General features: G+C 68.6%; 7 protein-coding genes. 4 read left to right on the forward strand and 3 right to left on the reverse strand.

Annotation, left to right across the window (positions count from 1 at the left end; translation table 11 throughout):
* Positions 1–5 precede the first annotated feature (5 nt).
* From OG485_RS31960 to OG485_RS31975, 4 genes are all read left to right on the forward strand, one after another.
* Positions 6–2,876 carry a stealth conserved region 3 domain-containing protein gene (locus tag OG485_RS31960; RefSeq protein ID WP_328672047.1) on the forward strand — a complete coding sequence of 957 codons (2,871 nt, stop codon included), beginning with the start codon at positions 6–8 and terminating at the stop codon, positions 2,874–2,876.
* Entirely contained in the window at positions 2,864–4,879 is a 2,016-nt protein-coding gene (locus OG485_RS31965; protein WP_328672048.1) for a PIG-L family deacetylase, read from the forward strand. The genes OG485_RS31960 and OG485_RS31965 overlap by 13 nt, the downstream gene beginning before the upstream one ends.
* 574 nt (positions 4,880–5,453) lie before the next feature.
* On the forward strand, positions 5,454–7,460 hold the full coding sequence (locus tag OG485_RS31970; protein ID WP_328672049.1) for a PIG-L family deacetylase: 2,007 nt from the start codon (positions 5,454–5,456) through the stop codon (positions 7,458–7,460).
* A gap of 49 nt (positions 7,461–7,509) precedes the next feature.
* Entirely contained in the window at positions 7,510–8,898 is a 1,389-nt protein-coding gene (locus OG485_RS31975; RefSeq protein WP_328672050.1) for a GDSL-type esterase/lipase family protein, read from the forward strand.
* A 105-nt stretch (positions 8,899–9,003) separates the two neighbouring features.
* On the opposite strand, the gene OG485_RS31980 is transcribed toward OG485_RS31975, so the two are convergent.
* From OG485_RS31980 to OG485_RS31990, 3 genes are all read right to left on the reverse strand, one after another.
* On the reverse strand, positions 9,004–11,139 hold the full coding sequence (locus OG485_RS31980) for a 3-hydroxyacyl-CoA dehydrogenase NAD-binding domain-containing protein (protein WP_328672051.1): 2,136 nt from the start codon (positions 11,137–11,139) through the stop codon (positions 9,004–9,006).
* Positions 11,136–12,362: a thiolase family protein gene (locus OG485_RS31985; RefSeq protein ID WP_326784967.1), complete on the reverse strand. Its 1,227-nt coding sequence runs from the start codon at positions 12,360–12,362 to the stop codon at positions 11,136–11,138. Before OG485_RS31985 ends, OG485_RS31980 begins: the two co-directional genes overlap by 4 nt.
* Positions 12,363–13,100: 738 nt before the next feature.
* Positions 13,101–14,378 carry a ribonuclease D gene (locus tag OG485_RS31990; RefSeq protein WP_328672052.1) on the reverse strand — a complete coding sequence of 426 codons (1,278 nt, stop codon included), beginning with the start codon at positions 14,376–14,378 and terminating at the stop codon, positions 13,101–13,103.
* Positions 14,379–14,423: the final 45 nt, after the last annotated feature.

The following is a 14,423-nucleotide window of genomic DNA, read 5'->3' on the forward strand; positions in this document are numbered from 1 at the left end:
CAGAAGTGAAGATCACATTCCTGCTGACCACCGCGGACGCCGTCGGTGGCACCGAACGCGCCGTCTTCAACCAAGCCACCGAACTCGCCGTCCGGCACGAGGTCCGCGTCCTCAGCGTCTTCAAGAGCAAATCAACACAATTCTTCGCGCCTGGCGAGCGTGTACGCCTCGACTACCTGGTCGACATCACCGGGGAGACTCCGCGGCCGCTGCGTTCCAGCACCGTGGAGGAGGAAGTGTGGGCGGGGCTGTCCGCCCGGCCGAGTGAAATCGTCGACCGGTCCTGGGAGTCGGCGTTCAACCGTCTCACCGACCTCGAGCTCGAACTCGCCCTGCAGCAGACGGACACCGACATTCTGATCACCACGACTCCCGCGCTGATGGCGCTGGCAGTCCGTCTGGCTCCGGCCCGGGTGATCACCGTCCACCAGGAGCACCGTGTCTCCGAGTTGCGGGGCACAAGCGGTGAACCGCTGCTCCGCTATGCCGCGCGGCTGGACGCACTGGCGGTCTTGAGCGAGCGGACCCGGGAATGGTTCGCCGAGACCCTGGGCGCGGCCGCTCCTCGTCTGGCGGTCGTGCCGAACGCACTGCCCAGCGGGTTCCGGCCGCGGTCGACCCTTGAGACCCGAACGGTCGTCATCGCAGGCCGGCTCGTCGCGGAGAAGCAGATCGACCATGCCCTCACCGCTTGGGCGACGGTGACGCAGCAGCACCCCGACTGGCAGTTGCGCGTGTTCGGGGACGGACCGCTCAGTGGTGCCCTGCGCCGCCAGATGGACATGCTCGGGCTGCACGACTGCGTTCAGCTCAACGGCAATTCACCGAACCTTGCGGAGGAGTGGGCCAAGGCCTGCATCGCCCTGCTCACCTCTCGGAACGAGGCATTCGGACTGGTCCTCGCGGAAGCGCAGGCGGCAGGTGTTCCCGTCGTCTCCTATGACGCGCCGAACGGCCCGCGGGAAGTGGTGATCGACGGGGAGACCGGCATTCTGGTACCCCCCGGTGACATCGACTCCCTGACCTCGGCCCTGCTGCGGCTGATCGAGGATTCGGAGCTCCGCCACCGTATGGGCGGCGCGGCGCTGGCCTCCGTCAGACGGTTCTCGCCCTCGGTGGTGACCGCTCAGTGGGAAGAGATGTTCCACGAGCTCATCGCAGAGCGCGACCGTGGGCGCAGGGCGATGGTGAAGGCCGAGCGCCAAGCGGTCCACGCCCACCTGAGCGGCCCTGAGGGAGGCATGCCGGCGGCGCCTCCGCCTCCTCCCGGATCGGTCCGTTCGAGCGATCAGCGGGCCTTGGAACAACGCCTGCTGAACAAGCGGGGCATGGTCCAGGACGGCGGTCAGGTGTGCGCACTGCTCGAGTGGCAGTCGCCCTGGGACGTGGTTCAGGCAAATCTCGCGCTCGCGGCCAACGCCTTGGAAGGCGCGGACATTCCGTACATGGTCATGCGTGACCACATGGTGCGGCATTCGGTCGCCGTGCACCGCTCCTACCAGCAGGCTGTTTTCAAGGCGCTGGCCGAGCGGTATCAGGACGAGCCCGTCTACACGTCCGTCCTCAACGAGGCCCAGAAGACGGTGGCAACGGCTCTCGCGGCTCTGATCGGGCAGTACTCCGAGGACCCGTGCTCCGGCATCAGCGTCTACCAGAGTGTGGTGTCGCCGTCACGGACTCTGCGTCTTGGCGCGGTCTACGGTTGCCTGATCACGTTCTGGGACGACGAACCCGACGAAACCGGGTACCTCAAAAGCCCGTCGCGGACTCTCATCGGTGACCGAGTTCCGCTCAGCGCCATGCGCCGTACCCCCATGAGCCTGGGTGGTCGCCGTTACCCGACGATCGTGCCCTTCGGACAGACGCTCCATGGAGACATCGACTTTCCCGTGGACGCTGTCTACACGTGGGTGAACGGTGCCGATGTCGCCTGGCTGGAGCGGAAGAATTCCGTCCTGGCCGGTCTGGGAATGGACACTCAGGACGCGGCCACGAGCGCGGCACGCTTCCGCGACCGGGACGAATTGCGTTACTCCTTGCGGTCGATCGACATGTACGCACCGTGGATCCGCAACATCTACATCGTCACCGACAAGCAGGACCCGAAGTGGCTGGACCTGTCGCATCCCCGTGTACGGGTCGTGGACCACACGGAGATCTTCGGCGATAGAGGGGCGCTGCCGACGTACAACTCCCATGCCATCGAAAGCCAGTTGCACCATATCGAGGGTCTGGCAGAACATTTCCTCTACTTCAACGACGACGTTTTCCTCGGGCGGACCGTGCAGCCCGGCATGTTCTTTCTCGGCAACGGTCAGGCCAGGCATTTCATGTCGCCCACAGCCGTGCCGATGTCACCGTCGTCGAACGGGGACGAGTTCAACATCGGTGCCGCGAAGAACAATCGATCCCTGATCGAGCGCTCTTTCGGGCAGACGCTGGTGCACTCCTTCCTGCACGCTCCTCATCCCTTGCGGCGCAGCATTCTTGCCGACATCGAGCGGGAATTCGCGGAGGAGATCGCGGTCGCCGCGAGTAACCAACTGCGTGATCACAGCGATGTGTCGGTGGCATCGTCCCTGCATCACTACTACGGATTCCACACGCTGCGCAGCGTGCCGGGCAGTATTTCCTGCGGATTTGTCAATGTCGGTCTTTCCGAGCACGGGCCACGATTGCAGCGCATCCTGGCAGCGCGTCCCCATGACGTATTCTGCCTGAACGATTTTCACGACGGAGATGTGCCGGAAGAGGAGCAGGATGCGATCCTGACAGCCTTCCTCCCGAGTTATTTTCCAGTGGCCAGTCAGTTCGAGACGGGGTCCACTCGAAATCTGCGTGCCCATGCCGGCTATCTTTCGGAATGGCCGCTGTGACCAATTTTGACCTGGTAGAAGAAAGAGATCTGAGCGTGTCCAGCACTGCCTCCGTCCTGCAGATCGTCGCGCACCCGGACGACGACCTGTTCTTCATGAACCCCGCCACCTTTCAGACGGTCAAGGCGGGTACACCCACCACGACCGTATATCTGACCAACGGGGACTCGGACGGCCGAAACCGCCGCCCTTGGCAGTTGACCGCGCCCGTCGTGGACCAGGAGGCATACGGGAAGGCGCGACAGAACGGCATTCGAGCCGCCTACGGTGCCATGGTGTTCGGTGACCGCACGGCAGCGTGGACACCGTCCACGCTGCCCACGGCGGACGGGGCCGTCGCCGAGGTCTACAGCCTCACGGACGCGCCATGGATCAAGCTGATCTTTCTCAACATCCGCCAGCACGGGATTGAGGGCGGACTGCCGCGCAGCCTCCACGTTCTGTGGCAGGGGGAGGAAGAGCGCGTTCGTACGCTGGTGGTGAGCGGCGGAATCGTGAACGAACAGCACTGGTACACGCGTTCCGGTCTGGTCGACACCTTGGTCCAGATCCTCGACCTCACCCGACCGACGCTGGTCAGGACCCTCGACCCGGACCCTGACCGCCTCGTTCACGACGAACGGTTCCCGCAGCGTTACGACTTCGGCGATCATGCGGACCATTGCGACCACACCGCAGCCGCACTCTTCGCGTCCCTCGCGCTGGAACAGTACGAAGGTCCTGATGAGGGCCGCACTTTCGTCGTCGAAGCCTTCCGGGGCTACTACAACGAACGCTGGCCCCACGGTCTCGGTACCACGACGGTGTCCCTGAAGGAGTACTTCCTCAACATCTACGGTGCCGCGGACGGGTACGACTGCGGCGATCCCGCGGGGAGTGGCGACTACGCGGTCGGCCTCAGCGCACGCTCCACGGGCTGGGTCCAGAGCACTACGCCACGCCATCCGAACGGACCCTGGCTCGGGCTGGACGCACGTGGTCGTCTGACGGCGTTCGCCGTGGTCAACCAGCAGGCAGCGCTCTGGCTGGAGTCGCAGGCGGGCAGCGGCCAGTTCCGTGGACCGTTCCTCCTGGGGGGTGGCCCGCTGTCGCCGGGGCTGACGGCGAGCCTCACCCCGGACGGCCGTTGGCAGGTCTTCGCCCGGCGCATGTCCCACATCGGACCGGACCACGCGCACCGACGCGAGATCGTCGTGCTCGAGCAAGCCGAGCGGGACGGGGTGTTCACCGACTGGAGCATTCTGGGCAACCCCAGCGCGGGGCAGCCCGGACGTGATCGCCATCTGGGTGTGCCGGCTGTCACCCGTGACGCTCTGGGACGCCTGCACCTCTTCGTCCGCAACGCGGGACAGGGACTGCACACCCGTATCCAGGAGACGAACGGCGCCTGGGGCAAATGGACCGATCTGCGTGGCCATGAACTGCAGGAAGGGGTCTCCGCGCTGACGGCGCCGAACGGGCGTGTAGAGATCTTCGCCGCCAGCAGAGAAGGAGTCTTCCACTGGGTCCAGGGTCGTCATCAGGAGGAGTTGCTGCGTGCTCCCCGTTTCCGGCTCAAGGTTCCGGCCTCGCCCGCCACGGCCGTCGTTCAGCCGAACGGCAGGGTCATGACCGTGTTCCGGCAGCCCGAGACGGGACGGCTGCTCATGGCCGAAGAGGACACGCCGGGCGGCCGGTGGAGCAAGCCGCCTGTGTCGATCGGTGGACGAGGCGGCTACGGCGCGGTCGCCTGTGCCGCGAGCCCGGACATGGAGCTCGGGACACTGGTGGCCACCCTCAGCGATCTGGGCGGCGTCGCCTATCGGTTCGTTCCCGGTGGTCATCCCTGGCAGGAACTGTCCACCGATGCCCTCGGTGGACCGCCGGCGTACGCTCCGGCCGCGGCCTTCGACACGCTCGGCCGTGCGTGGATCGCCGTGCTGGGTGTGGACGGGCGTTTGGCCGTCGCCCGGCAGGCCGGCCGGGGATCGGTCGGGTTCGACGCCTGGCAGGTTCTCGGCTGAAGCCTGACGTCGAGTGACCCGGCGTGGCGCCTCGAACCGGCGCCGCGGAAGGCGACCATGACGTGCTGATCACTCCTCCGAGTGCCTTCGCGCTGCACGGCGCAGGGCGGGTCGGCCCGGTGGTGATGGGACGGGCGTGCACGGGTGAGTGTGATGCGGCAGCCCGCCAAGGCGTGCCGCGGACGGTTCCGCTGCCGGTGTGTGACCGGCTCCCGGACCGATGTGCAGAGCAAACGAGGAAGGAAGAGGGAAAGCGTGAGGAGGATCTGCGTCCCGGGCAACTTCGTCGCCGCCTCGGCGGCGGAGAAGGAAGCACCGTTCGCCCGCTGGGGCCAGTACTTCGGCGAGTTCCTGAACGACTTCCATGAGAGGGAGACCCGGGAGGACGAGCAGGCTGCCACGACGCCGGTGGCCGTACCGCCCGCTTCCTTCCGATGCCCAGTCAGTTCGAGGCGGGTCCACCGCGCAATCAGATGTTCCACAAGGGACGTCTTCCTGGATGGCTGCTATGAGTTTTAGTCTCCCTGACCTGAATCGTCCCTCTTCTGTCCCGGAGCGAGGAGAACCCGGCGGCGTGGAGCCCGCGGGGGAACCCGCCGCGCGGCCCTCGCTGGTCCAGGTGCTGGCGCACCCGGACGACGACCTGTACTTCATCAACCCCGACCTGCAACGAGCGCTGGAGACGGGGCACCGGGTCACCAGCGTGTATCTGACGGCCGGGGAGGCCGACGGGCGCAACATCGACACCCGTGACCTCGGCCGTATGGACAGCCCGCCGGACTGCGAGGGGTACGCCGAGGCGCGCCAGCAGGGGCTGCGCGCGGCGTACGCGGACATGCTGACGGGCGACCGCGAGAGCGAATGGGCGCGTGACGTCCACATGTTCTCCACCGGAGTGACGGTGGACCGCTCCACGCTGCTGGCCGCGCCTCACGTCCAGCTGGTCTTCTTCGGGCTGCGGATGATCGACCCCGAGAACGAATTCCCGGACGACGACGTACTGCCCGTCCAGCTGACCGAGCTGTGGAACGGGGAGGTCTCCGCGCAGCCCACCCTGATCGCCGCGGAGTCGCCGCTGCGCCGGACGCAGGAGATCAGCAAGGACGGGCTGCTGCGCTCGCTGGTCGAGCTGCTCCACCGCGCGCGCCCCGACCAGTTCTGGACCATGGACCCCGACCCCTGGCACACGGACTGGAACGAGGAAGAGGGGCCGAAGTCCAGCGATCACCATGACCACACCGCGACGGCACAGTTCGCGCTGGCGGCGCTGGAGCGCTACATCGGGGAGGGCGGCGTGCCGCCCCTCGTCGACAACTGCGTCGGCTACGGCAACAAGCACTGGCCCAGCAACCTCACCGAGGATGCCTGGGCCGAGAAGAAGCGCGTGCTCAACGTGTACACCTCCGCCGACGGACACGTCTGCAGCCGCCGCTACTGCGGTGACCGGCAACTGTCCGACGGCGCCGACATCCGTCGCTACGGATGGAGTACCCGGGCACGGTACGAGGGCGGCACCGACTGGCTCCATCTCCAGGCCGACGGCCGGCTCGCCGCGTACGCCGTGCTCGGAGGTCGGGCCGCAGTCTGGACCGAGAGCAAGCCGGGCAGCGGTACCTGGGACGGGCCGGATCTCCTTCCCGGCCACGGGCTGACCCCGGCGCTGGCCCTGGCACCGGACAGTACGGGCGGCGTGCACCTCGTCGGCCTGCGTCGCACCCCCGGACCGGACGGCCAGGTGGACGTGGAGATCGTCCGCATGTGGCGGCAGGCCCACACAGGCGAGGCGCTGCCCTGGGAGAGCGTCGGCAACCCCAACGAGAGGTCGGAGGACTGGCGGCGCTGCCGGGAGGTCGGAGTTCCCGAGGCTGTTGCAGAGCCCACGGGACGACTGCATGTGTTCATGCGCAACTTCGGGTCCGGTGTCAGCGCCCGTCGTGAGACCGACGAGGGCTGGGGGCGCTGGGAGGACCTGGGCGGCCGCAACATACAGGACTGCCTGACTGCGGTTCTGAAGTCCACCGGGCGGATTGAACTGTTCGCCGCGAACCGCAGCGGCGGTGTGCACTGGTACCAGGAGGCCGTGTACGGCCCGTACAAACTGCAGGACGGTGTGACGTCGGCCGACCCGGACGCCTGGCGGCCCGTCGGTGGACTCACTCCGGTGCAGATCGGACGCTCGCGCATGGTGTTCTTCTACCGCGAGGAGGACTCCGGAGAGGTGCTGTGCGTGCGGCAGCGACCTGACGGCCGATGGAACGGACGTGTCGAACGGCTCGGCGGTCACGGCGGGACCGGCAGGATCGCGGCTCTGCGGCAGCAGAACGCCCGCCAGGACTCCATCGTCCTCGCGCGCCGCAACGCCCGGAACCGGCTGAGCACCGCGGTCGTCGCCACCCAGGGGCAGGGGGAGACACCGGAGTGGACCGACCACGACGTACTGATCGCGCGTCCGCCCGCCCTGGCGCTGGACCACGCGGGGCGGGTCGTGGTGGCGGTGATGGGCCCCGACGCGCGGGTGAGAGTGATGCGGCAGGCCACGCGAGATGCCGCCGAAGGTTTCGGGCCGCCGACAGTCGTGTGACCGGCTTCCGGAACCATGTACAGAGAAATGATGAAGGTATGAGGAAAAAATGAGGAAGATCCGCATCTTGGGCAACTCCCTGGCCGCTTCGCGGGTGGAGAGGGAGGCACCGCTCGCCGGCTGGGGCCAGTACCTCGGTGAGTTCCTGAACGAGGGCTACGAGGTGCACAACTACGCCCGTGATGCCATGACGTTGCGCGGCTACTACGCCGAGCGTTTCGCCGTACTCCTCACCCTCCTGCAGCCCGGCGATCTGGTGATCCTCGCCTTCGGCCACGTCGAGCAGCGCATCAACGAGCCGCGCCGATACCACGGACCGCGCGAGTACAAGGAGTACCTGCGCCTGTGCGTCGACGCGATCCGGGCCGAGGGTGGCATTCCCGTGCTGCTCACCCCGGAGGCCCGCTGTGTCTTCGACGAGGCCGGGAACATTCTGAATACTCATGACGAATACCCCGAACTCACCCGCGAGGCGGCGGCCGAGACCGGCGCTCTGCTGGTCGACATGAACGAGTACACGACGACGATGCTCGCGGAACTCGGGCCCACGCGAGCGCGTCGGCTGTTCCGCTGGATGGACCCGGGCGAACACCCGAACCACCCCGACGGGGTCGTTGACTCCACCCACTTCAACACCCAGGGAGCGCGCGAGGTGGCGCGGCTCACGGCCGTCCGTTTCCTCGAAACCCCGGGCCTGCCAGCGGACATGGTCGACCCGCAACTGGTGACGCCCGGCGAGACACCCCCCGTGCTCACCGAGTTCATGGTGAGCAATCCCGAAATGGCCCTCACTCTGACGCCGAGCCTGCTGGGTATGGCGGACTTCACCTCGCCCGCGCCTGGGCAACTCGTCGGTGCCATGTGCAAGTTGGCGGGCACCGCACCCGTGGGAACCGACTACGTCCTCTTCTACGAGCAGGGCCGTTACCTCGGTGGCACCGCCGTCTCAGTCTCGGGGACGTGGCAGTGGCGCCGAACCGTCAACTGGAGCGCGGGCCGGCACAGCGTGGAGGCGCTCGCAGTCAAGGGCGATGCCGTCTCCTGGACGTCCGTGCTCGAATTCGAGGTTCTCGACCACGTCGAACCGCCGCAGGTCGAGGGCCCCAAGCCGGACGTCTTGAGTGGCCCACGCCCACGCTTCTTCGGCAAGGCTGCCCGCGGCACGACCAAGGTGATGGTTCTGGAGCAGGGCCGACTCATAGCCGCGGCACCTGTCAAGGCAGACGGAACCTGGCAGGTCACCCACGCCCACGACTGGCGCCCGGGTACCTACACCGTCGAGTTCGTCGGGATCTTCAGCGCCATCCACTCCGAGCCCGCCTCGCTGACGCTGCGCGTGCACGGCATCCCCGAGGACAGTTGGCTGCACACGTCGCTGGCGTCCCGCCACTCATGCACGGGCGAGTGCGCGCACTACCCGGCGATGCCGACCTGGTGAACTGATGTTTGACGCCTGAAGTTCGACGCCTGACGTTCCTGATGTGAACGCGAAAGAGGGCCTCCGCCCGAAGCGGAGGCCCTCTTTACGTATGCCGTAAGGCCGTTACGCCGGAACCGACGCCACGCCCGTGTCCAGGAAACGCTTCCCGGTCACGCGCTCCGAGACGCCCTCGCGGTCCAGGTACGGCGTGATGCCGCCCAGGTGGAAGGGCCAGCCCGCGCCGGTGATCAGGCAGAGGTCGATGTCCTGGGCCTCGGCGACGACGCCCTCGTCGAGCATGAGCCCGATCTCCTGGGCCACCGCGTCGAGGACCCGGTCCCGCACCTGCTCCTCGGTCAGGACGACGTCGCCCTGCTTGAGGAGAGCCGCGACCTCGGGGTCCAGCTCCGGCTTGAAGCCGTTCTCGGCGGAGTAGACGTAGAAGCCGCGCTTGCCCGCCTTGACGACGGCCGCGAGGTTCGGGGAGACCGTGAAGCGGTCCGGGAAGGCCCGGTTGAGGGTCTCCGAGACGTGCAGGCCGATCGCGGGGCCGACCAGTTCGAGGAGGACCAGCGGGGACATCGGCAGGCCGAGCGGCTCGATGGCCTTCTCGGCGACCTCGACCGAGGTGCCCTCGTCGATGACGTTCTGGATCTCGCCCATGAAGCGGGTCAGGATGCGGTTCACGACGAACGCCGGGGCGTCCTTGGTGAGGACCGCGGTCTTCTTCAGCTTCTTGGCGACGGCGAACGCCGTGGCCAGCGAGGCGTCGTCCGTCTGCTCGCCGCGCACGATCTCCAGGAGCGGGAGGATCGCGACCGGGTTGAAGAAGTGGAAGCCCACGACCCGCTCGGGGTTCTTCAGCTTCGACGCCATCTCGGTGACCGACAGCGAGGAGGTGTTGGTGGCGAAGATCGCGTGCGCCGGGGCGACCGCCTCGACCTCCGCGAACACCTGCTGCTTGACGCCGATCTCCTCGAAGACGGCCTCGATGACGAAGTCCGCGTCGGAGAAGCCCTCGGCCTTGTCCAGCACACCGGAGACCAGGGCCTTCAGGCGGTTGGCCTTGTCCCGGTTGACGCGGCCCTTGAGCAGCAGCTTGTCGATCTCGGCGTGGACGTAGCCCACACCCTTGTCGACGCGCTCCTGGTCGATGTCCGTGAGGACGACCGGGACCTCCAGGCGGCGCAGGAAGAGGAGGGCGAGCTGGCTGGCCATCAGGCCCGCGCCGACGACGCCCACCTTGGTGACCGGACGCGCGAGCGACTTGTCCGGCGCACCCGCCGGACGCTTGCCGCGCTTCTGGACCAGGTTGAACGCGTAGATGCCGGAGCGCAGTTCGCCACCCATGATCAGGTCGGCGAGCGCCACGTCCTCGGCGTCGTAGCCCTTCTGGAGGTCGCCGTCCTTGGCCGCGGCGATGATGTCCAGCGCGCGGTAGGCGGCCGGGGCGGCCCCGTGCACCTTGCTGTCGGCGATGGACCGGCCACGCGCGACGGCCTGGTCCCAGGCCTCGCCGCGGTCGATCTCCGGGCGCTCGACGGCGATCTCGCCCTTGAGGACGGAGGCCGTCCACAGCAGCGACTGCTCCAGGAAGTCCGCACCCTCGAAGAGCGCGTCGGCGATGCCGAGGTCGTAGACCTGACCGCCCTTGAGCTGCTTGTTCTGGTTGAGCGAGTTCTCGATGATCACCGAGACGGCCTTGTCCGCGCCGATCAGGTTCGGCAGGATCGTGCAGCCGCCCCAGCCGGGGACCAGACCGAGGAAGACCTCGGGCAGCGAGAACGCCGGCAGGGCCGCGGAGACGGTCCGGTAGGAGCAGTGCAGACCGACCTCGACGCCACCGCCCATCGCCGCGCCGTTGTAGTAGGCGAAGGTCGGGACCGCGAGGCCCGACAGACGCTTGAAGACCTCGTGGCCGCCCTTGCCGATGGCCAGCGCGTCCTCGTGCTTCTTCAGCAGCTCGACACCCTTGAGGTCGGCGCCGACCGCGAAGATGAACGGCTTGCCGGTGACACCGATACCGACGATCTCGCCGGCCGCGGCCTCCTTCTCGACCTGGTCGATGGCGGCGTTCAGGTTCGCCAGCGACTGAGGACCGAAGGTGGTCGGCTTGGTGTGGTCGAAGCCGTTGTCGAGGGTGATGAGCGCGAAGCGCCCGGCACCGAACGGCAGGTCGAGGTGGCGTACGTTCGCGGACGTCACTACCTCGTCGGGGAACAGCTCGGCTGCGCCCTTCAGGAGTTCAGCGGTGGTCACTTGTCGCCTCCGGCGTCCTTGTGGTGCGGGTTCTCCCAGATCACCGTGGCGCCCATGCCGAAGCCGACGCACATGGTGGTGAGGCCGTAACGGACCTCCGGCTGCTCCTCGAACTGGCGGGCCAGCTGCGTCATCAGACGGACGCCGGAGGAGGCGAGGGGGTGGCCGTACGCGATGGCGCCGCCGTACTGGTTGACGCGCGCGTCGTCGTCGGCGATGCCGTAGTGCTCCAGGAAGGCGAGCACCTGGACGGCGAAGGCCTCGTTGATCTCGAAGAGGTTGATGTCCTCGATCGACAGACCGGCCTGGGCGAGGGCCTTCTCGGTGGCCGGGATCGGGCCGTAGCCCATGACCTCCGGCTCGACGCCCGCGAAGGCGTACGAGACCAGGCGCATCTTGACCGGCAGGCCGTTCTCGCGGGCGAAGTCCTCGGAGGCGAGGATCGACGCGGTCGCACCGTCGTTCAGACCGGCGGCGTTACCGGCGGTGACCCGGCCGTGGACGCGGAACGGGGTCTTCAGGCCGGACAGGTTCTCCAGCGTGGTGCCCGGACGCATCGGCTCGTCGGCGGTGACCAGGCCCCAGCCCGTCTCACCGATCTCCGCGTTGGTGTTGCGCACCGAGATCGGCACCAGGTCCTGCTGGATCTTGCCGTTGGCGTACGCCTTGGCGGCCTTCTCCTGCGAGCGCACGGCGTACTCGTCGGCGCGCTGCTTGGTGATGGTCGGGTAGCGGTCGTGCAGGTTCTCGGCGGTCATGCCCATGAACAGGGCGGACTCGTCGACCAGCTTCTCGCTGACGAACCGCGGGTTCGGGTCCACGCCCTCGCCCATGGGGTGACGGCCCATGTGCTCGACACCGCCGGCGATGACGACGTCGTACGCGCCGAAGCCGATGGAGCCCGCGGTGGCGGTGACGGCGGTCAGCGCGCCCGCGCACATGCGGTCGATGGAGTAGCCGGGGACCGACTGGGGGAGCCCGGCGAGGATGCCGGCCGTGCGGCCCAGGGTCAGACCCTGGTCACCGATCTGCGTGGTCGCGGCGATGGCGACCTCGTCGATCTTCTTGGGGTCAAGACCGGGGTTGCGGCGCAGCAGCTCCCGGATGGCCTTCACGACGAGGTCGTCGGCGCGGGTCTCGTGGTAGATGCCCTTCGGGCCCGCCTTGCCGAACGGGGTGCGGACGCCGTCTACGAAGACGACGTCCCTGACGGTACGAGGCACGATGGCTCTCCTCCAGATGCGGGATGGCACTGCTGCGCGACACACGCCTGAGCGCGCGCTCAGCACCCATGCTACTTACGAGTAACCAACCTGCCCAGTCCCGCGGGCGGGAGCGGCGAAGGTCACATCCGGAAGGCCTGCGCGTTCTGGCCCGGCCACTCGCGCGCGGGCGGCCGGCGCCGGGCCGCCGCCCGCGGTCCGCCCCGCCGACCCTCGCACCGGACGGTCCGTCCGGCGAGCGTCCGGCCTGCCGTCACGCCGCTTCACCAGGGTCGGACACTCAGAAAACGGCCGCACTCGGACGCCCCAGGATCTTGGCGTGATCTCGTCGCCCGTTCGACGGGCCGATTCCCCTTCGAGGACCCGTCCGGCGTGCACCGGGAGGGCCGGCACACGCCCCGGGCGGCGTCCACGGTGGGGCACGACGGACATGCCGGGCGCGCGGAGTGCTTCCGGCATTCGGAGCAACCGGAGCGCGCGCCGGATGTCCGGCGCGCCCGTGTGCGTCATGCGCCCGGCCTGGCACGGTTCTACGCCCGGCACGGTCCTACGCCAAACGGGTGGCTGTACGCCGGGTACGCCGATACGCCCAAGGCGTGGCCCGTACGCCGGGCCCGCCGCCGAGCGGGGGAGACCGTCGCCGCGGAGAGGCCGGACCGGTCCGTCGCGGGATCAGGTCCGGTCCGCTCCGGGCACAGCGCTCCTGGCGGCCCAGGGCGTCCCGAGGGTCCGGACGTCCTAGGCGGTCTTCACGGACAGCGCCGTCACCAGTTCCGGCGTGACCAGCTCCACCTGCCAGGGCCGCGCCCCGCAGGCGGTGAGCGCCGCGCCCACCGACTCCGTGTCCGGTGTCCTGGGCGGCTCCCAGCACACGCGCCGCACGGTGTCCGGGGTGATCAGGTTCTCCTGCGGCATGTTCAGCCGCTCGGCCAGCGCCGACACGGCGGCCCGCGCGGCGGAGAGCCGGGCTGCGGCGGCCGGGTCCTTGTCGGCCCAGGCCCGCGGCGGGGGAGGCCCGGTCACCGGCTGGCCGGGCTGGGGCAGCTCGGCGTCCGGCAGCGCCTTCGCGCGGTCGACCGCGGCCTGCCACTGCTCCAGCTGGCGCCGGCCCATGCGGTGCCCGAAGCCGTTCAGGGCCGCCAGGGCGTGCAGGTTGACGGGCACGGCCAGCGCGGCTTCGACGATCGCCGCGTCCCCGAGCACCTTGCCCGGCGAGATGTCCCGGCGCTGCGCGATGCGGTCGCGGGTCTCCCACAGCTCCCGGACGACGGCCATCTGGCGGCGGCGGCGCACCTTGTGCATCCCGGACGTACGGCGCCAGGGGTCCTTGCGCGGGGGCGCGGGCTCGGCCTGGGCGATGGCGTCGAACTCCTGCCGGGCCCACTCCAGCTTGCCCTGCCGGTCGAGCTCCTTCTCCAGGGCGTCGCGCAGGTCGACCAGCAGTTCCACGTCGAGCGCGGCGTAGCGCAGCCAGGGCTCGGGCAGTGGGCGGGTCGACCAGTCGACGGCGGAGTGCCCCTTCTCCAGGACGAAGCCGAGGACGCTCTCCACCATGGCTCCGAGGCCCACCCGGGGGAACCCGGCCAGGCGTCCGGCCAGCTCGGTGTCGAAGAGGGTGGTGGGGATCATGCCTATCCCGCGGAGGCAGGGCAGGTCCTGGGTGGCGGCGTGCAGGACCCATTCCGCCCCGGAGACGGCCTCACCGAGACCGGACAGGTCGGGACAGGCGACGGGGTCGATGAGCGCGCTGCCGGCGCCCTCGCGGCGCAGCTGCACCAGATAGGCCCGCTGGCCGTACCGGTACCCGGAAGCGCGCTCGGCGTCGACGGCCACCGGGCCGGAGCCGGCGGCGAACGCGGCGATCACCTCGGCGAGCGAGGCCTCGTCGGTGATCACCGGCGGAATGCCTTCTCGGGGCTCGAGCAACGGGGTCGGCGCCGATTCGACGTCGTCCGGAGGGCCGCCTCCGGTGGTTCGCAGTGAGCTGTCTGCTGCGGTCTCTTGGGCGTCGGTCACCTGTCAAGGGTATCCGTGGATGGACGACGCCCGTCGACGGAACGT

The organism is Streptomyces sp. NBC_00328 (assembly GCF_036139655.1).
Lineage (GTDB): Bacteria > Actinomycetota > Actinomycetes > Streptomycetales > Streptomycetaceae > Streptomyces.

Coding starts and splice junctions, on each gene's coding strand:
- OG485_RS31965 (WP_328672048.1), top strand. CDS start 2,864: ATGGCCGCTGTGACCAATTTTGACCTGGTAGAAGAAAGAGATCTGAGC.
- OG485_RS31975 (WP_328672050.1), top strand. CDS start 7,510: ATGAGGAAGATCCGCATCTTGGGCAACTCCCTGGCCGCTTCGCGGGTG.